23 protein-coding genes and 1 riboswitch are annotated in these 24959 nt (G+C 58.3%); of the genes, 10 read left to right on the top strand and 13 right to left on the bottom strand.

Annotated elements, in window-relative coordinates; translation table 11 throughout:
* The 5 genes from PPTH39_RS02665 to PPTH39_RS02685 form a co-directional block, all read right to left on the bottom strand.
* Positions 1–831 (bottom strand): DUF2797 domain-containing protein, encoded by an 831-nt coding sequence (locus PPTH39_RS02665; protein ID WP_095000383.1) that lies wholly within the window; start codon positions 829–831, stop codon positions 1–3.
* The gene (locus PPTH39_RS02670; protein WP_016780738.1) at positions 828–1088 is read right to left on the bottom strand and encodes a YeaC family protein; all 261 of its coding nucleotides are present in this window, start codon (positions 1086–1088) and stop codon (positions 828–830) included. Before PPTH39_RS02670 ends, PPTH39_RS02665 begins: the two co-directional genes overlap by 4 nt.
* A gap of 144 nt (positions 1089–1232) precedes the next feature.
* Positions 1233–2105, bottom strand: a complete 873-nt coding sequence (locus PPTH39_RS02675) for a rhomboid family intramembrane serine protease (RefSeq protein WP_130871546.1) — start codon at positions 2103–2105, stop codon at positions 1233–1235.
* Complete coding sequence (locus PPTH39_RS02680; RefSeq protein WP_095000385.1) at positions 2102–3073, bottom strand: metallophosphoesterase; 972 nt, start codon at positions 3071–3073, stop codon at positions 2102–2104. The genes PPTH39_RS02675 and PPTH39_RS02680 overlap by 4 nt, the downstream gene beginning before the upstream one ends.
* Positions 3073–3963 carry an NAD(+) kinase gene (locus PPTH39_RS02685; RefSeq protein ID WP_095000386.1) on the bottom strand — a complete coding sequence of 297 codons (891 nt, stop codon included), beginning with the start codon at positions 3961–3963 and terminating at the stop codon, positions 3073–3075. Before PPTH39_RS02685 ends, PPTH39_RS02680 begins: the two co-directional genes overlap by 1 nt.
* Positions 3964–4064: 101 nt before the next feature.
* On the opposite strand from PPTH39_RS02685, the gene PPTH39_RS02690 reads away from it, so the two are divergent.
* Complete coding sequence (locus PPTH39_RS02690) at positions 4065–5021, top strand: DUF1853 family protein (protein WP_095020022.1); 957 nt, start codon at positions 4065–4067, stop codon at positions 5019–5021.
* Positions 5022–5115: 94 nt separating this feature from the next.
* Positions 5116–5664 (top strand): cytochrome b, encoded by a 549-nt coding sequence (locus tag PPTH39_RS02695; protein ID WP_095000388.1) that lies wholly within the window; start codon positions 5116–5118, stop codon positions 5662–5664.
* On the opposite strand, the gene PPTH39_RS02700 is transcribed toward PPTH39_RS02695, so the two are convergent.
* The gene (locus tag PPTH39_RS02700) at positions 5661–6584 is read right to left on the bottom strand and encodes a 1-aminocyclopropane-1-carboxylate deaminase/D-cysteine desulfhydrase (RefSeq protein WP_130871547.1); all 924 of its coding nucleotides are present in this window, start codon (positions 6582–6584) and stop codon (positions 5661–5663) included. The genes PPTH39_RS02695 and PPTH39_RS02700 overlap by 4 nt on opposite strands.
* 250 nt (positions 6585–6834) lie before the next feature.
* Between PPTH39_RS02700 and PPTH39_RS02705 the strand changes: the two genes are divergently transcribed.
* From PPTH39_RS02705 to PPTH39_RS02715, 3 genes are all read left to right on the top strand, one after another.
* On the top strand, positions 6835–8766 hold the full coding sequence (locus PPTH39_RS02705; RefSeq protein ID WP_165446474.1) for a M60 family metallopeptidase: 1932 nt from the start codon (positions 6835–6837) through the stop codon (positions 8764–8766).
* A gap of 274 nt (positions 8767–9040) precedes the next feature.
* On the top strand, positions 9041–10936 hold the full coding sequence (mrdA, locus tag PPTH39_RS02710; RefSeq protein WP_095000391.1) for a penicillin-binding protein 2: 1896 nt from the start codon (positions 9041–9043) through the stop codon (positions 10934–10936).
* 106 nt (positions 10937–11042) lie between these two features.
* Positions 11043–12098, top strand: coding sequence for a tetratricopeptide repeat protein (locus PPTH39_RS02715; protein WP_130871549.1), 1056 nt, complete (start codon positions 11043–11045; stop codon positions 12096–12098).
* 120 nt (positions 12099–12218) lie between these two features.
* On the opposite strand, the gene PPTH39_RS02725 is transcribed toward PPTH39_RS02715, so the two are convergent.
* The 5 genes from PPTH39_RS02725 to PPTH39_RS02745 all read right to left on the bottom strand — a co-directional run bounded on the left by PPTH39_RS02725 (position 12219) and on the right by PPTH39_RS02745 (position 18747).
* Positions 12219–12596, bottom strand: a complete 378-nt coding sequence (locus PPTH39_RS02725; protein ID WP_095000393.1) for a response regulator — start codon at positions 12594–12596, stop codon at positions 12219–12221.
* Between the two features lie 66 nt (positions 12597–12662).
* A complete protein-coding gene (locus PPTH39_RS02730) occupies positions 12663–13856 on the bottom strand; it encodes a hybrid sensor histidine kinase/response regulator (RefSeq protein ID WP_095000638.1) in 1194 nt (397 codons plus the stop codon).
* On the bottom strand, positions 13850–14437 hold the full coding sequence (locus tag PPTH39_RS02735; RefSeq protein WP_095000639.1) for a chemotaxis protein CheB: 588 nt from the start codon (positions 14435–14437) through the stop codon (positions 13850–13852). The genes PPTH39_RS02730 and PPTH39_RS02735 overlap by 7 nt, the downstream gene beginning before the upstream one ends.
* Positions 14438–14454: 17 nt before the next feature.
* A complete protein-coding gene (locus PPTH39_RS02740; RefSeq protein WP_095000394.1) occupies positions 14455–15270 on the bottom strand; it encodes a CheR family methyltransferase in 816 nt (271 codons plus the stop codon).
* A complete protein-coding gene (locus PPTH39_RS02745; protein WP_130871550.1) occupies positions 15271–18747 on the bottom strand; it encodes a response regulator in 3477 nt (1158 codons plus the stop codon). It abuts the gene before it with no gap.
* Positions 18748–18911: 164 nt separating this feature from the next.
* On the opposite strand from PPTH39_RS02745, the gene PPTH39_RS02750 reads away from it, so the two are divergent.
* The 5 genes from PPTH39_RS02750 (at position 18912) to cobM (ending at position 21866) form a co-directional block, all read left to right on the top strand.
* Positions 18912–19277 carry a response regulator gene (locus PPTH39_RS02750; RefSeq protein ID WP_095024740.1) on the top strand — a complete coding sequence of 122 codons (366 nt, stop codon included), beginning with the start codon at positions 18912–18914 and terminating at the stop codon, positions 19275–19277.
* A 147-nt stretch (positions 19278–19424) separates the two neighbouring features.
* A riboswitch (cobalamin riboswitch) is annotated at positions 19425–19635 on the top strand.
* Positions 19636–19731: 96 nt separating this feature from the next.
* Positions 19732–19920, top strand: a complete 189-nt coding sequence (locus tag PPTH39_RS02755; RefSeq protein ID WP_095000396.1) for a CbtB domain-containing protein — start codon at positions 19732–19734, stop codon at positions 19918–19920.
* An 11-nt stretch (positions 19921–19931) separates the two neighbouring features.
* Positions 19932–20633 (top strand): CbtA family protein, encoded by a 702-nt coding sequence (locus PPTH39_RS02760; protein WP_130871551.1) that lies wholly within the window; start codon positions 19932–19934, stop codon positions 20631–20633.
* Complete coding sequence (locus PPTH39_RS02765; protein ID WP_095000398.1) at positions 20630–21043, top strand: cobalamin biosynthesis protein; 414 nt, start codon at positions 20630–20632, stop codon at positions 21041–21043. Before PPTH39_RS02760 ends, PPTH39_RS02765 begins: the two co-directional genes overlap by 4 nt.
* Positions 21044–21119: 76 nt before the next feature.
* Positions 21120–21866: a precorrin-4 C(11)-methyltransferase gene (cobM, locus tag PPTH39_RS02770; protein WP_095000399.1), complete on the top strand. Its 747-nt coding sequence runs from the start codon at positions 21120–21122 to the stop codon at positions 21864–21866.
* Between the two features lie 86 nt (positions 21867–21952).
* Here the strand turns inward: cobM and nfuA are convergent, their stop codons facing one another.
* Together nfuA and PPTH39_RS02780 are read right to left on the bottom strand one after the other, a co-directional pair.
* Positions 21953–22537: a Fe-S biogenesis protein NfuA gene (gene nfuA / locus PPTH39_RS02775; protein WP_016781101.1), complete on the bottom strand. Its 585-nt coding sequence runs from the start codon at positions 22535–22537 to the stop codon at positions 21953–21955.
* A 112-nt stretch (positions 22538–22649) separates the two neighbouring features.
* Positions 22650–24947 carry a fatty acid cis/trans isomerase gene (locus PPTH39_RS02780; protein ID WP_095020029.1) on the bottom strand — a complete coding sequence of 766 codons (2298 nt, stop codon included), beginning with the start codon at positions 24945–24947 and terminating at the stop codon, positions 22650–22652.
* Positions 24948–24959: the final 12 nt, after the last annotated feature.

Consider the following 24959-nt stretch of genomic DNA (forward strand, 5'->3'; position numbering starts at 1 on the left):
TTACTGATGCACGGCCAGCTGGTAGGCCGTGTATTTGCGGATATTGATAACGCCGGTGTCAAAGATCAGGTATTGGCCCTTGATCCCCATCAGCGTGCCTTCGACGATCGGATCTTTATCCAGATTGAAGCTGACAATCTTGGTCGGATACTGCTCGACCGGGTAGCAAATCTCGATGGGCTCGACGCTATGCAAAGGCTGTACCGCTTGCAGGCCGAAACGCTCCTGCAGGGTGTGCAGGCCTTCGGCGCAACTCTCGAACAGTTGCGCACGCACTGCGGCGAGGTCTACCGGCGCTGCGTCGCCCTTGAGCAGTGCACGCCAGTTGGTCCGGTCAGCCACTTGCGAGCGGAACAGGTCTTCGACAAACCCCGATTGCTGACGGGTCGCCACGCGCACGATCGGCAATGCCTGGCTGGCACCCTGGTCGAGCCAGCGGGTCGGCAACTGGGTGGCACGGGTAATGCCCACCTTGACCCCGGAGGAGTTGGCCAGATACACCACATGATCGGTCATGCAGAACTGCTCGCCCCACAACGGATCACGGCAAGTGCCCGCGTCATAATGGCAACGCTCCGGGCTCATGATGCACACATCACATTGTGCCAGCTTGGTCATGCACGGGTAGCAGTAGCCCTGGCTGAAGCTCTTCTTGGTTTTACGCCCGCAGTGAGAGCAGTTGATCTCCCCCAGGTATTCCAGACGCAGTTTAGTGCCAATCAAGGGATTGACCGGCACCTCGGTATCGCCCAAACGGAACGCATATTGAACGGTCGGCGTTTCCAGGCTTGCCGACATCTTGCTGATTGCACCGCGACCAATCTCAATCAATGGATGGCATCCGACTTGAACAGGATGTTGGGCACCGGCGCCGATTTCGAGCTGCATTCCTGCGGGCCCATATAACCGGTGCGCTGGTCTTCAGGCAGGTTCTGCACTTCCCAGGCAATCATCGCCTGCAACGACAGCTCGCGCTGTTCGGCAGTGAGTTTGTTGCCGTCCGCCCATTTACCGATTTCCACGGCCAGTTTCAGGCTCTGGTAGATCTCGGGGGTGATGTTTTGAATCATTTCGTTGAAAGAGGACATGGTTCTGTTTCCGCTCTTTAAAAATCAGATGGCATTTCTATCTGTGGGAGCGGGCTTGCTCGCGATTCAGGCAACTCGGTGCATCTGAATCAACGGGTTGAACCCATCGCGAGCAAGCCCGCTCCCACGCGACAATTCGAAACTTTATACAGCCTGCCTGCGCCGCGCCCAAAGCCCGCCCAGGAAGCCGGTCAGGCAACCGATGACCAGTCCGCCCACATGGGCGGCATTGGCGATCTGGCCAAAGCCGATCATCGACACCAGCCCCGACATGCACAATGCCAGCCACACCAGCATCATCACCAGCACACCGCGCGGCAGGTTATACAGGGGGTTTGGCGCCATCAACTGATAGATCCAGACATGCCCCAACAGCCCGTACAACACCCCCGACAACCCGCCAAACAGGCTCGGGCCGCCCACCAGGTACTGGGCGAAGTTGGACACCAGGCTGAACAACAGGCTCAGGCCGATCAGGTTGACGCTGCCCTGGCGCATTTCAATGCGCCGCCCCAGCTCCCAGTACCACATGCCGTTCATGGCGATATGCAGGAAACCGAAGTGAATCAACATCGGCGTAAACAGTCGCCACCACTGCCCGGACGCCAGGCTGTCAGACAAGGGGACAAAGTCGATGTACTGGCCATAAATGCTGAAGTCCAGAAACGTGAAAAACCTCAGGGCCGACAAATTGTCACCCAGTTGCGTCACCGCAGCCACGATTACGCACAGCAGCAACACGATGGCTGTGGCCGGGCTATCGCGCAGCTGCTGCGCAAAACCCGGGCGGGCCATGGCCTGCGGCCGTTCGACAACGGGTAAGGCGTGATCGGGGTCACCCAGCGGAAAACGCTGGTACAGGCTGCGCACGTCATCGGCAATGGACTCAGGTGCCCACAGCACCTGCTCGCCTGCCTCTTCACTGACCCGATGGGGCACCTGCATGCGCCGCAGCAAAGCAACAAAACCGCTCAGGTCCACAGACAACGGCAAACGCAATACCGCTACAACACTCATTGAATGGCCTCAGGGCGATCTACATTCACCCATACAAATTTGTCCGGATCGAGCCGGGTTTCCTGGTCAAGGCGATAAGCCACCAGTTTGCCGTACAACACCGCGCTGTAATCCAGGCACGCCAGGTTCGGACGGATCGGCGCGGGCCGGCCGCTGCGCCAGTAGTGCCCGACAAACAACAGCGGTTCATCAATGCCGTAACGTAACAGGGCACTTTTTTCAGTGGAGGACAGCGGCTGCTGTGCCACCCGTTCAGGCAGCGCGTCCGGCTGGAAAACGATATCGCCGTAGGTCTTGGGGTCGTCTTCCCAGAACTTGGTGCGAAAGAATGCCCGCGTCAGGCCGTCGCCACCGGTCAGGGTCATGCCCCCCGGCAGGCGCATGTCAGTGCCACGCAACAGGCGGTTGAAGCTCAGGCTGGCAAAGCTGTCCGACACCGCCGCGGCCTGCAAGAAGGCCTCGTCAATGCAGCCGTCGGGGTATTGCGCACGCAGGGTGGCGATCACTTCGCTGTCCCAGCAGGCATGTACCACCCGGAAGCGCCCGGCATCGACAAACAGCGGCATGTCGTAAAACCACTGCACAAACTCGCGCCATTCAGCGGGATACTTGTCGAACTGTTCGAGGGTTTCGTGGATCAACCGGGCATGGCGCGGCGTGTGCTCGCGCACAAACTGCTTGCCACTTCCGGCTGGCGCGGGTGTGCACCAGCCCAGCGCGTTGAATTCATGGTTACCCATCAGGCACAGGGCCTGACCGCTGCGTACCATGTCGTAGACAATATGCAGCGACTCGCGAATGCGCGGGCCGCGATCAATAATGTCACCCAGAAACACCGCCATCCGTTGCGGGTGTCGCCAGATACCGGCGAGTTTTCGATAGCCCAGACGCTCCAGCAGGTGCTCAAGGGTATGAGCACAGCCATGCACGTCACCGATCAGATCGTAACTGCGCGCTGGATCGAGCATCAGTCAGCCCTGCCGCCCAGTCGGCTACCCCAGCCAAGCTTGGTCCGACACACTTCGTAGTAGTTGTGGTCCAAAGGATGAATCAGGCGCAGTTTTTGCGCTTTTTTGCTGACGTTGATGGTGTCGCCCGGCGCACAGGTGAAGTGGTTTTGACCGTCACACGAAACCTGCGGGTAGATCTGCATGTCCTTGGCCACCACTATTTTCAACTCACTGTTGCCATCGACCACGATCGGGCGGCTGCTCAGGGTATGCGGGTACATGGGCACAATCACGATCGCGTCGAGCTTGGGGTGCATGATCGGGCCGCCCGCTGACATGGCATAGGCCGTTGAGCCCGTGGGCGTGGCCACGATCAGGCCGTCGGCCTTCTGGCTGCAGACGAACTGGCCATCGATATGCAGTTCGAACTCGATCATGCGCGTGGACTTGCCCGGGTGCAGCACCACATCATTGAGGGCATCGCCCTGGCCGATGGCTTCGCCGTGACGGCGCACTTCGGCCTGCAGCAGAAAACGGTTTTCAACCAGGTAGTGGCCGTCAAGCACCTCAGCAACTTTGACTTCCAGTTCATCGGGACGGATATCGGTCAGAAAGCCCAGACTGCCACGGTTGATACCCAGCACCGGTACATTGTGCCGGGCCAGCGCGCGGGCGGCGCCCAGCAAACTGCCATCGCCGCCGACCACAATCACCATGTCGCAGACTTCGCCAAGCATTTTGCGTGACGAAGTTTGCAGGCCGTGACCGGGCAACACCTCGGCGATCGTGTCTTCAAGGATCACGTGCATATGCCGCTCGAGCAGGAATTTTTTCAGTCGGCGAACCGTATCGAGCACTTGCGAGCTGCCCAGACGACCTATGATGCCGATATTACGAAATTGCTCCATGGGGCTCCTGCGGGATTCTATGCGTGCGAAAATAACGATTATGGGCGAAAGACGACGATAGACAAAACCCTTTCAGCCCCGTGAACGGCTATGCTCGCACAATGACCCTCTTCCCCGACTTGCTCAACCTGCCCCATCAATTGCGCCACCCCGAGGTGCGCGATCTGGCGTGGGTGATCCTCGCACCACCGATGCTGACCCACACCCCCTGGCCCCAACGCCATCCATTGGCAGGCAGCGACTGGGTCCAGGCGCCGGAGCAACTGGAGCACTGGCTGCGCGAGCTGGACCGCAACTGCCAACCACTCCTGCACTGGCTCGAACTGGCCACCACCCGACGCCTGGGGCGCTATTACGAGCGCTTGTGGCAGTTTGCAGTGCAGCATGCCCCGGGCGTCGAGCTGATTGCCGCGAACCTGCCGATCCGCCTGGGCGGGCATACCCTGGGTGAGCTCGATTTAGTGCTGCGAGACCGCGACGGCGTGCATCATCTGGAACTGGCGATCAAACTCTACCTCGGCCCCCAGGACGGTGATGGCGCAGACCCTGCGCAATGGCTAGGCCCCGGCAGCAATGACCGCCTGGACCGCAAGCTCAAGCATTTCTGCCAGCACCAGCTACCCATGTCCAGCCGCCCGGAAAGCCGTGAAGTGCTGGCCGGGCTGGATGTGCAGGCGTTCAGCGCTCATTTGTGGCTTGGCGGCTACCTGCTGTATCCGTGGCCAGGGCAGGCCCGACCACCAGCCGGTGCCAACCCGCAACACCTGCGCGGGCGCTGGTTGCATCAGCGCGACTGGCCGGCGTTTATCCGCCAGAGCGCCACCGGTTGCTGGCAACCCCTGCCCCGGCATGCCTGGCTGGCTCCGGCGCGCTATGCTCCTGAGGGGATATGGGCGGCACAACAGCTGGATATCTGGCTGGCAGAACTGCACCCGCAAGCACCGGCGCAGCTGCTGGTTCGCCTGACTGAAAACGATGAGGGCGACTGGGAAGAGGCTGAACGCCTGTTTCTGGTTTCCGATCTTTGGCCTAATGTGCCGGGAAGCCCTGAAAACTGACACATCTCAAGTGCAAGATTGCTCAGGCCACTTAGAGTAAAGGAACTCCGTCAACAAGAACGGGGACTTTAGACCTGAACCGTGAGGAACCACCATGACCTGGAAAAGCACCGCCCATCACTACAGCCGGATGTCCATCGCCCTGCACTGGCTGATGGTGCTGCTGTTTATATTGATCTACGCCTCGATCGAGTTTCGCGGGATCTTCCCCAAGGACAGCGACGGGCGCAACCTGATGAAGGATGCGCACTTCATGCTCGGGTTGACGGTGTTTGCACTGGTCTGGCTAAGGCTGCTGGCCCGAACCCTGGGCGTTGCGCCGAAAATCACCCCGACACCACCCGCTTGGCAGACCGCTCTGGCCACTTTGATGCACTGGGCGTTGTACCTGTTCATGATCGCCATGCCGGTGCTGGGTTACCTGGTGCTGAGCTACAACGACAAGCCGGTGTACTTTTATGGTTTCGATATCCTGCCCCTGACCGCCAAGGACCCGGACTTCGCCAAGCAGATCAAGAGCTGGCATGAACTGGGCGGTACCATCGGTTACTGGCTGATCGGCCTGCATGCCGTGGCCGGTCTGGGGCATCACTATCTGATCAAGGACAACACTTTGCTGCGCATGTTGCCCGGGCGTTCTTAAAGCCCCAGGTCAACCCCCCGGCGGCCTTGCAGGCCGCCGGTGTGAACAAACACCACACGCATTCCCCGTGTAATAACCCCCTTTTCAACCGCCTGGGCCAGTGCCATCAAAGCCTTGGCCGTGTAAAGCGGCTCCAGTGGCATGCCACTGGCCACTTCATTGGCCCGCATAAACGCCAGCAAGGCGTCGTCCACCTTGGCAAAACCGCCACGACTGGCATCGACCAGCTCAAAATTTCGCTCCTGCAGCCCGCCAGCCTGCAAAATGGCCTCAACCTGCAGGGCCACGCCGTGGTCCTCGGGAACCGCCAGCGCGCCATATACCCGACGCCTACCCTCCTCGCCCAGCACCAGCCCGGCCAGGGTGGTGCCGGTCCCCGCGGCCAGCCACCAAGCGTCGTAATCTTGCCAACCTATAGTCGCCAATTGCTCGCGCACCCTGCTTACCAACGGCATGCAACCCAGGGCACCCGCCAGCCCGCCGCCCCCCTCGGGCACCTGATGCAGGTTCGGGTACAGGGCGTGCCACGGTTGCCAAAAGTCCGGCTCATGCCGCGCCCGATACCCGGCAAATCCCAGCCAGTGCAGTTGCATGCCAAAGCGCTCAAGGTCGAGCGTGGTGGGGGTTTGTTGAGGGTGACCGCGCAACAGCCCCACGGTGGCAAAGCCAAAACGCTTGCCGGCAGCTGCCAGGGCATGCAAATGATTGGAATGGGCGCCGCCCAGGCTGATCAGCCCGTCAGCCCCTGCTGCCCGTGCCCTGCGTAAATGGTCAGTGAGCTTGAACCACTTGTTGCCGCTGATCAGCGGGTCAATAAGGTCCAGCCGCAATACGGCTGCTTCGATCCCGGCCTGCTGCAGCCACTCTACGTTTAAAGGCTGCAAAGGTGCATGAGGGTACCAGTCGATCAGAGACAGCATTAAGGGTCGATTTCCTCTAAAAACAGGGATTTTACTTCATTGCCCCGTATTCAACATGCTTTTTGATACAGGCCGCTTACATATCAAGCCTGGCTAACTTTACCTACAACTTACGACTACAACATTAAAATGCCTACTAAATCACAAGAAAAAAACTCTATTTCCCAAGACCAAGCTCATGCAATCTGAGGGAGCTGGCAGACTACGCCGGTATCTTTCCCTACAAACAACTATGAAAAGACCGAAAGATATGAACATCAACTGTATTAGCGCAATGTTACTTGGCAGCCTATGTTCCTTGAGTGCATTCACCCCTGCTCTAGCGCAGGAGCAAACACTGTGGTGGAGAAGTCACGAGTCAAAGCCCGGATTCGTCGAAGCCCTGGCAGAATTCAACCTTTCACCACAATTATTGAACAGCGATCCCGACAAGGCCCTCACAGACAGCAATGATCCTCTGACACCCCTCTACTGGATCCGCAAAACACTAGAGCAATATACTGGCGACACCTCAGGAAATTACAAAGTACCTGTAACCGAAGGTCATACTAATGGACGAAACAGGACAAGCATGCATGGCAGGCATGGTTTTTTTACTACCCCTGTATTTTTGAGCACCTCACAGTCTGTAGAAATCACAAGAACCCCATCCGACAGCAATATAACTTGCAGTGCCTGGACCATCCCAGACTTCAATGTGCCTTCAAGTTTACATGATGAGCTCAGGCTCCCTGCTGCCCCGACCGAGTACACGGTCACTTACACAGCCTCCAGAAATGGGACTCTGCTGCTTTCGTGCCAAGACCCGACACGCGACATGCAGAACGCCGGAAAAATGATTCCCCTACACGTCAACAAGGGCAATGCACAACATGTACCGATGTTTATTTTTGGCATAACAACAAAAGAAGAATGGAAAACAACCCTCAGCCAACAGCCCAATCCATCAGGAGAGGTGCTGTTATTCGACGGGCGGACCCGCTTCTACATGCCAGCTAAAGTCGCTAACCGCAACAAGAACATTGACATTATGCGGTTAATGCGCGAGCACCTGCTCATGACACTGGTAAACGACCGGCTCAATGGATTTGACAGTCAGTCGATAGCGGCCCCGCTCGACTTGCCCACGCCAGGCTTGATCAATGCTTCTTATGCTGCATGTTGCAGTGCATCAGGTGGCCAGGGACTCATCAAGATCAACTTTGGCGGAGCTGCCGTTCCCACCTCATGGGGTTACTGGCATGAATACGGCCACATGAATCAGGTCGGATGGACGTGGGGGGGGCTCTCGGAAGTTACGGTCAACCTTTACTCAGTCGCCGCTTGCCGTCGCCTTCAAGGGTCGTATCAATTGAAGGACTGTCATCCGGGCGCTGCCTACTCGGACAAAACCTGGGATCGGGAATCCGTGGGCAACTATTTAAAATCAGGCAAGGCTTATAACTTTGACGGCGCAATTGAAGGAGGAGACTTTAATCGCTCGGTCATGTTCAACCAATTGGCGGCCTCCTATGAGAACCTTTACCCCCAACTTGGAAAAGCTTTTCGTAAAGAGTTCAACTATGCAGACAACGCGACTGCTTTCAATACCAACGCCAAGAAAAAAGATTGGTTCGTTGTCAATGCCAGTCGTTTTTCCGGCCGTGACCTAAGAAGCTTTTTCGACAAATGGGGGGTGGCTTACTCAGCCGAAGCCAGCAAGACCATCGCAAACATGGAACTGGCACAACCTTTACAACCTGTAGGAGCTGACACCCGCAATAACTGGGCTATCGCGGCAAACAGTGCAAGTTCAACACATGGCCAGATGCAGGATGGTAGTGCAAAAAATATTGCATACGTCGCATACAACATCAATGAAGGCCCTGTGGACTTGACATGGGCAGACTCCAACTACACGAAGCTGATCGTGCCTGCCTGGGATCAATCAAATAAAATCAGTTACCTCACTTTCCGGGGCACACGCAGCAACGGGGGCTGTGCAAAACGCTCTTTAAACTCCGCGACTGGCTGTGCTCAACCGGGTTACAGCTATTGGAACATCGAATACCACCCTCAAGACAATCCTGGGCTTAAAGGCAACCTAAGAGGCCGTATTCAACTCGCTGCAAGGGATTGGAAGTTACCTGCCTGGGGTGCCCAACTGGATATCCCGTTTACAGTGGCTGATACATTTCAATAAATGTATTAACAGTCTGCGGGCACGTGTATCCCCGCCAGCTTAAGCGTGGCTTGGCTGTAGTCCTTTTCGCTCGAAGGGAGGAGAGGACTACACGCTTTCTTGGTCGGAGTCCAAAGCCACTCAGCAGGCCCACTGCCCGTCGGCTTTCATCCACATTTCGGCCAATAAACTGACTCAAGCACAGGCTTCTTGGTAAGGTGTGCGCCGAATTTCGTAGCCAGCTAACGACCTGCTGGCTGCTGCTATCTGTTTTCTGACGCGAGACACCCCGGATATGCCTGAGCCGATCCCTCTTAAAGATCACGATTCCGAAAAACGGCTGGTCAATAAAAGACTGATCGCCTGTGCGGCGCTGGTGCTGGCTATCAGCTGCGCCCTGATCGGTCGCATGTATTTTCTGCAAGTCACCGAGTTCGACTACAACTCCACGGTCTCAGAGAACAACCGGGTGCACGTGTTGCCCATCCCCCCGGAGCGCGGTTTTATCTATGACCGCAACGGCGTGCTGCTGGCCGATAACCAGCCCAGCTTCAATATGACCATCACCCGCGAGCGGGCTGGCGATACCGCCAAGGTGCTGGATTCAGTGATCAGCATCCTGCACTTGCCCGAAGAAGATCGCGCCGTATTTGCCAAGGCGATGAAACAGGCGCGCCACCCGTTTGACCCTTCAACCCTGCTGTACGAGCTGACGGAAGATCAGATCGCCCTGCTGGCCGTCAACCAGTTCCGCCTGCCAGGTATCGATGTCGAGGCGCAATTTGTACGCCACTATCCGCAGGGCGATCACTTTGCCCACTCAGTCGGTTATGTCGGGCGCATCAACGAGAAAGAAGCCAAGCAGCTGAATGCCACTCAATACCGTGGCACCCAATCGATCGGCAAAACCGGCATCGAACGCTTCTATGAGAACGAACTGCACGGCCAGGTCGGTTTTGAAGAAGTCGAAACCAATGCACAGGGCCGGGTCATGCGCGTGCTGCGCCACACCGATGCGGTGGCGGGCAAGAACATCGTGCTGAGCCTGGATATCAAATTGCAGGAAGCCGCCGAGGATGCCCTGGGCGACCGCCGTGGCTCGATCATTGCCCTGGACCCGAAAACCGGCGAGGTGCTGGCGATGGTCAGCAAACCGAGTTTCGACCCCAACCTGTTCGTGACCGGTATCAGCTCCAGGGACTACTCGGGCTTGCGCGATTCCATCGACAAACCGCTGTTCAACCGGGCCCTGCGCGGGCTGTATGCACCGGGATCGACCATCAAGCCCGAAGTGGCGATTGCAGGGCTGGACAGCGGCGTAATTTCCGCCTCGACCCGGGTGTTTGACCCCGGCTATTTCCAGTTGCCCAATGTCGACCACAAATACCGCAACTGGAACCACAGTGGTGACGGCTGGGTGGATTTGAACGCGGCGATCATGCGCTCCAACGACACCTACTTTTACGACCTGGCATCCAAGCTGGGCATTGACCGCATGCACGATTACATGGCCGAATTCGGGCTGGGGCAAAAAGTCTCGCTGGACATGTTTGAAGAGTCATCTGGCCTGATGCCGTCCCGCGAGTGGAAGCGCAGCACCCGCCGTCAAGCATGGTTCCCTGGCGAAACAGTGATCCTGGGCATCGGCCAGGGTTATATGCAGGTTACCCCGCTGCAACTGGCCCAGGCCACCGCGCTGATTGCCAACAAGGGCGTATGGAACCGTCCGCACCTGGCCAGGACCGTGGACGGTACGCCGCCGGTGGATGAACACCCGATCCCCAATCTGGTGCTGCGTGATCCGCGGGACTGGGATCAGGTCAATCACGCCATGCAGTTGGTGATGCACGACCCGCGCGGTATTGCCCGGGCAGCAGCCCAGGGCGTGCAATACCGGATTGCCGGCAAAAGCGGTACGGCGCAGGTGGTGGCAATCAAGCAGGGCGAGCGTTACAACCGCCTCAAGACCGCCGAGCGCAATCGGGACAACGCCCTGTTTGTTGGCTTTGCCCCGGCGGAAGATCCGCAGATCGTGATTTCGGTGATGATCGAGAACGGCGAAGCCGGTGGCCGGGTGGCCGGCCCGGTGGTGCGCAAGGTGATGGATGCCTGGTTGCTGGACAACCAGGGCCTGCTCAAGCCGCAGTACGCCAGCCCGCAGGTCAAGGGCCATGCCACGCCGCATGTGTGAAAGCCGCACCCTCGCCCTCAGGGTGAGGGTGGCCATGGCGATTTGACTCAAGCTCCCGAGTCACCCACTCTTGCACCCCATATGCATGCCTGTTTCTGGATATTGGATGACCCAGCCCCGCCGTTACCTCGTAATCAGCCTTGTGTCAGCACTTGTTGCCGGCGGCCTCTGGTATTCGATGCGCCCTGATCCTGCCGCCCCTACTCCTTCGGTAAACCAGCGCTACTCCATCGCACTGGATATGGCCCATAACGGCAAACCCGGTGCCGCCCGCGTGCTTTACCAGCAACTGGCTCGCACCGACTTGACCGATACCCGCCGCGCGGGCCTGCATGCCGAACTGCCCAACTACCCGAGCCCGCAAGCGCTCAAGCTGGCCGACGCCGATTTGCATAATCCTTCACCCCTGGTACGCAAAGCCGCGATCCAGAGCATAGTCGGGCTGGTGCCCAACGCCCAGCGCACGCTATTGCTGGGACCATTGCTCGATGACAGTGAACAGAGTGTGCGTTTTGCGGCTGCCAATGCCCTGCTTGGTCTGTCGCCAGATGAACAGGGGCTGTACCTCGGCCCCTTGCAGCAAGTGGTCGACGAGTTCGAACGCGACCTCAAGACCCGCCCCAATGATCCGCAGGCTCAAGGCCAACTTGCCCGGCTGTACCTGCATGAAGGCCAGCTGGACGACGCCCAGGCTGCACTGGAACAAGTCACCCGCCTGGACCCCGACAACCTCAAGGCCGTCGTTGCGCAAATCGAACTGCTGGACAAGCGCGGTAAAGCCGACCAGGCCCGGCAATTGCTGGCCAGACAACTTCAAGCCCATCCTGACTCAGCCTATCTGCAGCATGCCCTGGGCATCTGGCTGCTCAATCACGGCCAGACCGAGTACGCCCTGCTTGGCCTGGCCAGGGCCGTTGAGCTGGAGCCCGACAACAGTGATTACCGTTACAAACTGGCCACAGCCCTGCACGACCTCGACCAACTGGAAGCCGCGCAACGTCAGCTCGAAGAGCTGCTGCAACGCCAGCCTGCCAATCGCAAGGCTCGCGTGTTGTTGATTCGCTATTGGAAGGAGGCCGGGCAATTGCAGAATGTGCAGGTGCTGCTCGCGCAACTGGAGCAGCAAAACCCGGATGACCCGGCGTTGCAACAGGGCTTGTGAAGCACTGAACCTGCAGTGGCGGGCTTGCTCGCAATGCAGGCAAGCCGGCCTGTCTGAGGGGCGCGGGTGATGCCATCGCGAGCAAGCCCGCTCCCACAGGTTTCGGCATGAATCAGATGCTCAGGCCAGCAGCTTCTGGATCTGCGCCTGCAAGGTGTCGAGGTCGAACGGCTTGGCCAGGATCGGCGCCGTCAGGGTAATGGGGCTGCCCGTGTCGCGGATCTCGGCCGGGTAACCGCTGATAAAAATGACTTTCAGGTCCGGGCGCAGCTTGAGCGCAGGCTCGGCGATCTGTACCCCGGAAATCCCCCCCGGCAAACGGAAGTCGGTAACCATAAGGTCCAGATGCGGCTTGCTCGCCAGGATCTCGAACGCCTGTTCGCCGTTTTCGGCCTGCAAGACCCTGTAGCCCTCGCCCGACAGATAGGCGCTCAGGACCATCAGGATTGAAGGATCGTCTTCGACAATCAAAACAACATCTTGCGCATCTTCACTCATAGGAAACCTTAATTCATGCCATCGCTGCCAGTATGACCCCAGGCGCGGTCATAGGTTGCGCCCAATTTATGTCTTTTGTACCAACGGCAGGCAAACCCTGAATAATGCCCCCTCACCCAATGTACTCTGCACGCTGATGGTGCCGCTGTGCGCAGCCACAATCTGCTCCGAGATAAACAGCCCCAGGCCTAGACCTGCAGTGACATGGCTGGCTGAAACCCGTTCGAATTGCTGAAAAACCCGCTGCTGGTTTGCTTCGCTGATGCCGATGCCCTGATCGCGCACATCGACCACGGCTTGATCGTCGTCAATGTAAACAGATACCTCAATGGGCTTTTTCGCACCATAACGTAGGGCATTAGTCAGCAGGTTGCTGATTACCTGCTCGATCCGGAACTCATCCCACTGCCCCACCACCGGCTGCACCGCCGTGAAGTTGACACTTGATTGCGCTGCGCTGATCTGTGCGGAGAAGCTCTCCAGCAACTGTGCAACGACCTGGGCCAGATCAACCGGCGCAGGGCGGATAGACAGCTTGCCGGTGCGAATACGCGACACATCGAGCATGTCTTCAATCAAGCGAATCAGGCTCTGGATCTGGCGTTCGTCACGCTCGACCATGGCCTGCATTTTGTCCAGGGTAAATGCCGCGGCGTTGTCGCGGGCCAGGTGCATCTTGCGCAGCTGGGTCTCGAGAATCAGCCCGTTGAGCGGCGTTCGCACCTCATGGGAGACGATCGACATAAAGTCATCACGCATTCGCACAGCATGCTCCAGCTCCACCTGGGTCAACTGGAGCTGCGCTAGCAGGGTCTCCTGCTCGCGGCGGCTCTGCTCCAGCGCTTCGACCTGCTGCTTCATGGCCTTGCTCTGACGATACAGCTCAACGAACACGCTGACCTTGCTTTTGACCGCATGGATATCCAGCGGCTTGTGCAAAAAGTCCACCGCACCGCTTTCGTAGCCCTTGAAGGCATAGTTCATCTCACGGCCGGCGGCACTGACAAACACGATGGGGATGTTTTTGGTCTTGGCCGTACCACGCATCATCTCGGCCAGTTCAAAACCGTTCATCCCGGGCATCTGCACATCCAGAATGGCCATTGCGAACTCGTGCTGCAACAGCAGCGACAACGCCTCGTCGGCAGACAGGGCCTTGTAGACGAGGCGATCCTCACGCTTGATCAGCGCTTCAAGGGCCAGCAGGTTTTCCGGCAGATCATCGACGATCAGCAGTTTGGCTTGAATATCATTTAGCAGCATTGGATATGTTCCAGCTCGACAAGCAGACGGCCAATGCCGCGCAAGGGAAGGATGCAGTCCGGTTGAAAAAGCTCCAGGGCTGCGCGGGGCATGGTCGATACATGGGCTTCGTCCGGGTCCTGGATAATGGTCAGGCCGCCCGCCTGCTTGACCTGGCTCAGCCCCAGCGCACCATCGCGATTGGCACCTGTGAGCAATATCGCGGCCAGGCGTTGTTGATACACGTCGGCCGCAGACTCAAAAAGGTAATCAATCGCAGGTCGCGAAAAATGCACCCTCTCCTCCTGGCTCAGGGAAAAACTCTGATCCTGCTCCACCGAGACATGGTAGCCGGGCGCGGCAAAATACAAGGTACCCGGCTCGATCGGCTGCTTGTCCTGAACCTCCCGCACCGGCAGGGCCACGCGCTTGGCAAACACTTCTGCCAGCTGGCTGCGGCGCTCGTCGGGCAAGTGCAACACCACGATGATCGGCAGACAATAGCCAGGTCGCAAATCGCCCAGCAGGGCCAGCAAGGCTTCGACCCCGCCCGCCGAGGCACCGATCACCACGGCTTCTACTGGTCTGTGTGCAGCCATCAGGCTGTGCCGGGCTGTCATAGCTTGCGGTAGATCCGTTCTTGCTTGAGCACCGGGGTGAACTGTTTGCTGTAGTTCGAAAAATCCAGGGTTTCCTTGCTGCCCAGCATCAGAAAGCCACGGTGGCAGAGCGATTCATGAAACAGGCCAAAGGCTCTGTTTTGTAAATCTTTATTGAAGTAAATCAATACGTTACGGCATGAAATTAAATTGGTTTCTGAAAACACGCTGTCCGTTGCCAGACTGTGGTCGGCAAAGGTCACGTTCTCACGCAACGTCTTGTCAAAAATCGCGTAGTCGTAGGCGGCGGTGTAGTAATCGGCAAACGAACGCTGACCACCGGCCTTCTGGTAGTTGTGGGTATAGGCGCGAATGTTCTCCAGGGAAAAAATCCCCTGCTTGGCTTTTTCCAGAGACCGCGGGTTGATATCAGTGGCGTAAATGATAGTGCGATCCAGCAAGCCTTCTTCGCGCAACAGGATCGCCATGGAGTAAACCTCCTCACCGGTGCTGCACCCCGCAATCCAGATTTTCAGCGACGGGTAGGTCTTGAGGATGGGCACCACCTCCTGGCGAATGGCCAGGAAGTGTTCCGGATCGCGAAACATCTCGCTCACTGGAATGGTCAGGAACTGCAATAACTGCATAAAGGCCGTAGGGTCATGCAGGATGCGCTCCTGCAAGGCCGAAATGGTCTGGCAATCGAACTGACGCAATGCATGATTGACCCGGCGCTTGATCGAAGCGCCGGAGTAATCGCGAAAGTCGTAACTGTATTTGAGATAGATCGCTTCAATCAGCAACCGTAACTCGATATCGGTGTTTCGTTGCACTTAGAGTCGTTCCATTTTCGGTAGCCAGACCCGGATCAACGAAAACAGTCGATCCAGATCGATAGGTTTGGCCAGGTAATCATTGGCGCCTGCCTGCAGGCAACGCTCCTGATCGTCCTTCATCGCCTTGGCCGTCACCGCAATGATTGGCAGCTTGCGCCAGCGCGGGTTCTTGCGAATTTCGACGGTGGCCTCGTAGCCATCCATTTCCGGCATCATCACGTCCATCAACACCAGGTCGATGTCTTCAACTTCATCCAGGCGTTCGATGGCTTCGCGGCCATTACGGCCGATCACCACAATGGCGCCTTTTTGTTCCAGTGCGCTGGTCAGGGCAAAGATATTGCGGACATCGTCATCCACCAACAGAATCTTGCGCCCTTCGAACACCTTGTCGCGGCTGCGGGCGGTCTTGAGCATTGTTTGCCGCTCATGGGACAACTGAGATTCAACTTTGTGCAGAAATAATGTCACTTCATCGAGCAAGCGCTCCGGTGAGCGGGCGCCCTTGATGATGATCGAGCGCGAATACTTGCGCAGTTCAGCCTCTTCATCGCGGGTCAGGTTACGCCCCGTATAAACAATAACCGGCGGGAACGAGCAGATTTCCTCGGTGGACATGCGCTTGAGCAAGTCGTTGCCGAGCATGTCCGGCAGTTTGAGGTCGATGATCATGCAGTCGTAGATCGTGTCGCGCAGCAGGTCCAGTGCCTCCTGGGCAAAACCTACGGCGGTGATTTCAATGTCATCGTCGCCGATCAGGCGGGCAATGCTGTCACGCTGCAGATCGTCGTCCTCTACCAGCAGCACGCGCTTGACCTTCTGGGTCAGCTTGGCTTCCAGGCGGGCGAAGACGTTTTTCAGCTCTTCACGGGTGGTCGGCTTGACCGCGTAGCCCACCGCGCCCATATGCATCGCGGCCTCGACCCGATCCTCGACGGAAATCACATGCACCGGTATATGCCGGGTCGGCGCAAGGGCCTTGAGGCGCTGCAACACGGTGAGCCCCGAGTGGTCCGGCAGGCGCATGTCCAGCAGGATGGCATCGGGAATAAACTGTGCGGCCAGGCTGAAACCTTCGTCGGCACCGTGGGCAACCAGGCAACGATAGCCGAGTTCATGTGCAAGATCGAAGAGGATATGCGCAAAGTTGGGCTCATCTTCAATCACCAGGATGCAACGCGTGGCAAACGGCGCCTGCTCGCGATCATCCATAAAGCGCGCAATCTCTACCGGTGGCACAACGACGGGTAACGGCTGAGACCTGAGGGCCGCGGGTGCTGGCCGTGGCGCGGCAGTGGCGGACAGTTGCGCCAACTCCTCGGCCGACTCCACATATTGCTCCGGCAGCACCAGGGTAAAGGTGCTGCCCTGCCCCGGCTCGCTGCTGACCGTGATCGAACCACCGAGCAAGGTCGCCAGGTCGCGGGAGATCGACAGGCCCAGGCCAGTTCCGCCGTAGCGGCGGTTGCTGGTGCCATCAGCCTGGCGGAAGGCTTCGAAAATGCTTTCCTGCTGATCCGCGGCGATGCCTATGCCCGAATCGGTCACAGCAAAGGCCACTCCTTCTCCCGGCTCACGGGACACGACCAGGCTGACCTGGCCTTTCTCGGTGAATTTGACCGCATTGGACAGCAGGTTTTTCAGGATTTGCTCCAGACGCTGACTGTCGGTGTAGATCATCGGCGGCGTGCCGGGTTGAACTTGCACGTCAAAGCCCAGGAATTTTTCACCTGCCAGTGGCTGAAACATCCCGCGCAAGTCTTCAACCACACGCCCGACGCTGGTGTTCTCGGGGCGCACTTCAAGCTTGCCGGCTTCGACCTTGGAAATATCCAGAATGTCGTTGATCAGGTTGAGCAGGTCATTGCCCGCCGAGTAAATCGACTCGGCAAACTTCACCTGCTCTGCGCTAAGGTTTTGCTGCGGGTTCTCGGACAGCAGCTTGGCCAGAATCAGCGAGCTGTTCAACGGCGTGCGCAGCTCATGGGACATGTTGGCGAGGAACTCCGACTTGTACTTGCTGGAGCGCTGCAACTCATCCGCGCGGTCTTCAAGCTGGATCTGGACCCGGTTCAGCTCGGTGTTCTTGCGATCCATCGCGTCACGCTGGCCAGCCAGCTCTTCGTTGGTCTGCTCAAGTTCGGCCTGCTGGGTTTCGAGGCTGGTTTGCGACTCTTTGAGGATGCGCGACTGCTCTTCGAGTTCTTCGTTGGCGGTTTTCAATTCTTCCTGCTGGACTTGCAGCTCCTCGTTGAGCTGCTGGGTTTCGGCCAGCACTTCCTGCAGGCGCTGACGATAGCGGGCAGCTTCGATCGAAGTGCCGATATTGTCGGCAATCAGTTCGAACAGCTCGATATCGCGCGCGCTCAGCGGGCGCAGAAACCCCAGCTCAATCACCCCGTTGACCCGGTCATCATCACTGGTCGGTACCACCAGCACACTGTGCGGGCTGCCCTGGCCCAGCCCGGAGGTTACTTTGAGGCTGTAGTCGGCAGGCACATTGTCCAGACGAATCAGCTTGTCCTGCTGCGCGGCCTGCCCGACGATGCCTTCGTCGTTGTGAATCAGCTGGTCCTGTACCTCTTGCTCACGGGAAAAACCGTAGCTGGCCACACGCTTCAGGCCGCCATGATCTTCACGCACGTAAACCGCCGCCACCACCGACCCCAGATACTGGGCGCAGAATTGCAGGATATTGCGCCCCAGCATATTCAGGGTCAGACGCCCCAGCACCTGTTCGGCCAGTTCAGTCTGACCGTTGCGTAACCACGCCTGCTGCTCCAGGCGCTGCGCAGTCTTGATCTGCGACTCGAAGACATTGTTGTAACTATTTGAAAGCTCTATTAAATCTCGACGCCCTACATAGGCCAGAAAGCCGCTCAAGCCCAGTACAAAACACAGGTACAGGGCGATACAGATAATCGTGGTACGGCTGACGTCTTCACTGCGCGCCATGCGCAGCTGCTGCTCCATTTGAATAAAATCGTCATATTCCTTACGGATTTCATCACTCAGGCGCTTGCCGCGTCCGGCCTGCACTGCCGAACGGTAGTCACCGTCCTGGCGGCGCAGGTCGACCATCGACTGTGCGTAGACATTCCACTCATCCTGCAACGCTTCAAGACGCTTGAGGCGGTCAATCTGCTGGGGGTTATCGCTGACCAGCTCCTGCAAACCTTTTAATTGCACATTGATTTGCGGCTTGGCGACGGCATAGGGGTCGAGGAAATGCTCATCACCGGTGATGAGAAAACCGCGCATGCCGGTTTCGAGGTCGACCGTCAGGCGCACCGCGTCATTGGCATTACTGATGACCCGATCACTGTGCTCGACCCACCTGATCACCGACAGCAAATAGCTGACCATAACCACAAACAATGCAGCACTGAGCACACCGACGGCCAAAGGCAAACCGACGTTGCGACTCAGGAGCTTGCGAAAGCTTCGCTCGTCGATTGATGCAGGTGCGTTCATTTTCAGGCCCGTGACAGTCATAAAAAACTGGAGTTTGCCGGATTATCGAGCAATAGTTCTAATTTCTTACCTTTAAATACGTTTTTACACACATAGGGAGGCAGGTGAAGGCTATGCTTACTCGCTGTGGCAACTGCGCTTAAATTTTTATCGAGATCATGATTATGTCCGCAACACCCTCCACCATCCTTGTGGTCGAAGACGACGCCATTGTTCGCATGCTGATCGTTGATGTACTGCAAGAACTGGAGTTCAGCGTGCTTGAAGCCGATGGCAGCGAGCGCGCTCTGGAACTGCTTGAGGACACAGCCCGCAACATTGACCTGCTGATGACCGACGTTGGCCTGCCGGGAATGGACGGCCGCACACTGGCTGCCAAGGCCCGCGAACTGCGCCAGACATTGCCAGTGCTGTTTGCCAGCGGCTACGCCGAGACCCTGGAGATTGCAGAAGGCATGGCGGTGATCGGCAAGCCTTTCTCCATTGACCAACTGCGCGCAAAAGTCAAAAGCATGCTGATCAATGCATGAGAAGTCTGTGGGAGCGGGCTTGCTCGCGATCGCGTCACTGCGGTGCCCCTGAAAGACCGCGTTACCCGCATCGCAGGCAAGCCACACACATGAAAATCAAAAGCCAGGCATACCTCTGCAATTGACGGCCCAACAGGGCTGTGGTTTCCTACACATCTTGTATCAGGTGCCCTTCACAGGGTGAAACGGGAAACCGGTGCGTCAGGCTTTTGCCCTGACAAGTCCGGCGCTGCCCCCGCAACGGTAAGCGAGAGAAACATCACGTCCACTGTGCCACTGGCATGGGAAGGAGATGTTTGCAGGTTCAGCCCATGAGCCCCTCGCAAGCCCGGAGACCGGCCTGATTATTTCGAATAACAAACCCGCGGTGGGCGGGCGCTGTTAAACCCTGCGAGCTTCGTTCGCGGGGTTTTCTTGCGCTTTGCTGCCCGTCGTCCGACCCGAGGCAAGCGCCATGTCCATCAGCACCAGCCGTACCCACTCCGCTGCGAGTAGCACCACCCAAAGCCAACGTATCGTGGCCGCTGTCGGCGCTGCCGTACTGGGCGCTTTCCTCGTTTACTTCGCCGGTTTTTCGCATATCGATGCCGTGCACAACGCAGCTCATGACACCCGTCACAGCTCCGCCTTTCCGTGCCATTGAGACTGCCTGCCATGATCACGCGTATCGCTCGAACGGCAGGCTTTACCGGCCTGCTTTCCGCCCTGCTGCTGACCCTGCTGCAAAGCTTTTGGGTTGCCCCGCTGATTCTGCAGGCCGAAACCTACGAAAAGCCCGCAGCTAGCGAAGTGCACGAACATGCCGACATGGCCATGCCTGCACATGAGCATGACGCCGAGGCCTGGGAGCCGGAAGATGGCTGGCAACGTGTACTGTCGACATCCGGTGGCAACCTCGTGGTCGCCGTCGGTTTTGCCCTGATGCTGGCGGGCCTGTACACCCTGCGCGCACCCGCCCGCACATCCCAGGGCCTGCTCTGGGGCCTGGCCGGCTATGCCGTGTTCTGCCTGGCACCGACCATGGGCTTGCCGCCTGAACTGCCGGGCACTGCCGCGGCGGATCTGTTGCAACGCCAGCTCTGGTGGGTCAGCACTGCAGCCTCGACGGCCGTGGCCATTGCCTTGCTGGTATTTGGCAAGCATTGGGCACTCAAAGTGCTGGGTGTGGCGATTGTGCTGGTGCCGCATCTCTTTGGCGCGCCGCAGCCGCTGGTGCATTCAAGCCTGGCACCTGAGGCACTGGAGTCGCAGTTCAAAATTGCCGCGCAACTGACCAACCTGGCCTTCTGGCTGGCCCTGGGCGTGATCAGCGCCTGGCTGTTCCGCCGCAAGCCTGAAGGTCAGTACTCGGCATGACAGCGACCGGCGCAGCGCCAAGCCTGGTGATTGGCCTGGGTTGTCGCCGGGGTTGCAGCGCACAAGCGCTATTGGCGTTGATCGAAGACAGCCTGAGCCAGGCCGGCATTGCACTGAGTGCGATCCGTGCCCTGGCCAGTATTGACCTCAAGCGCCACGAGCCCGGGCTGCTGCAACTGGCAACAGAGCTAAACCTCGAACTGGAACTGTTCAGCGCCGCGCAAATGGCCGAGTTTTCACCCCGGCTCAGCCATCACTCGGCTACCGCGTTCGCTCAAACCGGTTGTTTTGGCATTGCCGAAAGTGCTGCCCTGGCCCTGGCCACACAGCTGGCCGGGGCACCGGCGACTTTGTTGATCACACGTAAAAAAACCTCCATGGCCACCTTTGCGTTAGCCTGCGCCCGGTAAAACCCGCGATAATCCCCCGCCTCACTATGAGCGTTGTTCACGAACAGCTCTATCTCGACCTTTTCAAGAGACTGCCATGACCGTTTATTTCATCGGCGCCGGGCCCGGCGATCCAGAGCTGATTACTGTCAAGGGCCAGCGCCTGATTCGCAGCTGCCCGCTGATCATTTATGCAGGTTCACTGGTGCCGCAAGCGGTCCTGACAGGCCACCAGGCCGAGCAAGTGATCAATAGCGCCGAGCTACACCTTGAACAGATCATCGAGCTGATCAAGGTGGCCGACGCCAAAGGCCAGGATGTGGCCCGCGTACACTCCGGCGACCCGAGCCTGTATGGCGCGATTGGTGAACAGATACGCTGCCTGCGCGAGCTGGGCATCGCTTTTGAAATCATTCCGGGAGTGACAGCCACGGCGGCCTGCGCAGCCATTTTGGGGGCGGAACTGACCCTGCCTGATATTTCCCAGACCGTGATCCTGACCCGCTATGCGGAGAAAACCGTGATGCCCGCCGGCGAAGAACTGGCCAGCCTGGCACAGCACAAGGCAACCATGGCGATTCATCTGGGGGTCAAGAATCTGGACAAAATCGTTGCCGAGCTGATCCCGCACTACGGTAGCGACTGCCCTATTGCCGTGATTCACCGTGCCAGTTGGCCAGATCAGGACTGGGTGCAAGGTACGCTGGCGGATATTGCGGCCAAGGTTCAGGCCAAGGGCTTCCGGCGTACCGCGCTGATTCTGGTGGGCCGGGTGCTGGCCAATGACAGTTTCGCCGAGTCGTCGCTGTACCGGGCGGGGCATGCACACTTGTATCGACCTTGAGTGCGGCCTGAGGGCTTTTAAACAACCATAAAAAAACGGTGCTCACGGGGCACCGTTTTTTCTTCAGCTTCGCAGCGAACGCCCTGTTAGTAGTAGGCGTTTTCTTTCTGCGAGTGGTCGGTCACGTCACGTACGCCTTTGAGCTCCGGCACACGCTCCAGCAAGGTGCGCTCGATGCCTTCACGCAAGGTCACGTCCGCCTGGCCGCAGCCCTGGCAACCGCCACCGAACTTGAGCACCGCGATACCATCTTCAACCACTTCGATCAGGCTGACCTGACCACCGTGGCTGGCCAAACCGGGATTGATCTCGGTTTGCAGGTAGTAGTTGATGCGCTCGTTGATCGGGCTGTCGGCGTTGACCATCGGCACTTTGGCGTTTGGCGCCTTGATGGTCAGCTGACCACCCATACGGTCCGTTGCGTAGTCCACCACGGCATCGTCCAGGAACGGTTCACTGAAAGAATCGATCCAGGCCGTGAAGCTTTTCAGGCCAATGGCGGTGTCTTCAGGTTTGACTTCAGCCGGCTTGCAGTAGGCAATGCAGGTTTCAGCGTACTGAGTACCGGGTTGGGTGATAAAAACGCGGATACCGATACCCGGGGTGTTCTGCTTGGACAGCAGATCAGCCAGGTAATCGTGGGCAGCGTCGGTAATCGTTATGGCGCTCATGGAATCTCCTCGCAGACATGGGACGCAGTTTACGCCAATCGGCGCGCCTGACAAAGTCCTAGTATTTTTGTCAGGAAAGCTGCGTCCCATTCGTTCAATTTCAACCGCCCCTTTACAGGTTTTCGTAGCGGTTCATGTCCAGTACGCCCGCTTCAACCGGGTCGGTTTCATTGATGTACTGGCCTATATCATGGAAGTACTGCCAAAACTGCGGGTGGCTGCGGCGGATGCCCCAACGCTCGACGATGGTGTCGAACGTTGCCTGATCCTTGCATTGCTCCATGGCCTCGACAAAGGCTTCGACCTGATCCGCAGGGATGTTGAACATGAAATTGGGGTAGCTGCTCAGCACTCCCGGGTAGATGGTCAAGGTGTCCAGCCCCGGCTCAAGGCGGTACTCCTCGCCCAGCATAAAGGCCACGTTGGTGTGAGCACGGTTGCGCAACATGCTGTACATCTCGCGCTTGCCGTCTGCACCTTCGATACGCAGCATGGTGGCTTCAGGCAATTGATTGATCACGTCCAGCCCGGCAGCAGGCCGCGAGGTCAAACGGCTGAGCGCTTGCTCGGCGTATTTGAATTCCTGCGCAATATTGGGCCGTGAGCAGTATGCACCCGAGCAGCGGTTGATCGGGTCGGGGCGCGCATTCAGGGTGCCGGTGCGCTCAATCAGCTTGAGGGCGAAGTCACGCTTGGGGTCGGCCGGATCGAGCTTCATGCCGGTCGGGGTGTCTGTGTCAATTTTCTGGTAGTCCATCCACATCTTCAGCTTGCCGCTGTTCTGATACCAGTCGCTGAGGATCGACGCTCTGGAATCGGCGGGCATCAGGCGCAGGAAGTTGACTTCGGCACCGTTGCGGATCAAGTCAAAGTACAGACGGGTCTGAGCCTGGTGCGAGACATTGCCGAATACGTCGAAGTTGACTGCCAACTGGTAGTAGGTGCGCTCCAGCAACGGGTAGTCGAACAGCCACATGGTTTGCGGGATCTCGCCGATCAGGCCCTTGCTGACACTGGCGCTGTCAAAGTGGCGGAATACCGTGAGCAAGGCGTTATCGTTGCCCGCCCACAGGGTCGACCAGCTTGGAGGCGGCATATCGGCATAGGCCTTTTGCCGCAGCTTTTCATAGTCGTTACGCTTGTCGCGGTAGTTGTGCCACAGCGAAATAACGCTGCCAACGTCGTCGATCTGCCCGGGCATTGCCAGCAAGGGCGTTGCCAGGCCGCGATACACCGCGTCGGTGACATAACGGTCCCGGGCAGGCTCCTGAAACACGGTCCAGAAGTTGTCGCGGATTACATCGGTGGCAATTTGACCACGGCATACCGGCCCGCGGATAAAGGTGCGCACAAAGTATTCAGCGTTATCGAGCATAAATTGATAGCGCGCGACTGCCGGGATAGCCTCAAAGGTTTCAAACGGATTGGCACGCCCGCGTGGCCCGTAACCCGGCAGTTTGGTGGCATGCCAGTCGCCGCTGTAGAACAGCTGCTTGACCCGCGCCAGCTTATGCGCCCCCATCGGGTAGGTGATATGGGTCTTGTGCACGATCACGCCCTGCACCGGCTGCAAGCGATAGTAAAACGCCGTGCCCGGGTCATCGTTGGGGCGACGGGTGGCGATCAGGTCGACAGGTTGCCCGCTGGGCGTGCGCGAGCGCACCCATTGGAAATAATGCCCCGGCACACCGTTGTCAAAAAAGGTATGGGCAAGAAACAGATGCTCGTACAACCAGCGCGCCACCAGTGCTTCGGTAGAACCCGGACGGTTGAACAGCTCTTCCCACTCGGCAATTTGCGCAGCCTCGACCGCTGTGGGCTTGATGGCCTGCTGATCAACTTTAGCGCCCTGCGCCAGCCAGGTCTGCACTGTGCTGTATTGCTGGTCGGTCAGGCCGGTAACGGCCAGCGGCATACCCTCCCTGGGATGGCTCTGGGCATAGGCATTGAACTCACCGGGCGCCGGGCAGACGTTTTCGCGGTTCAGGCCCAGGACGATGTCTTCGGGCAATTTGGCATTCGGGGTCAACGGCGTGCTATGCCCCAGCTCCAGCATGCGGGCCATCAGGGCTGCTTGAGCGCCCTGGGCGTCGAGTACCGAGTAAAAGCCCTTGTTGCGCCATTCATTGGGGCCGCTGGCATCGTAGAAAATCCGCGTTGGTGCCACGGCATCCACCCGGTCGCCCTTGTAGACCGGTACCTTGCTGGCACCGCGGGTCGCGCCCTCTGCACTGCCGAGGTTGAGCTGGCAGGCCGCATCATTGCAGGCGTGACAGGCAACGCATTTTTCGGTGAGGATCGGCTGGATATCCCGCGTATAGGAAATAGCCGGGCTGACCAACGGGGCCTGTGCCAACGCTGTACTGCACACCACCAGCGTCACGGCGCTGGTGAGTAGGCGAAAAAACATGTGCCATTGTCC

This window comes from Pseudomonas bubulae (genome assembly GCF_900618535.1).
GTDB lineage: Bacteria > Pseudomonadota > Gammaproteobacteria > Pseudomonadales > Pseudomonadaceae > Aquipseudomonas > Aquipseudomonas bubulae.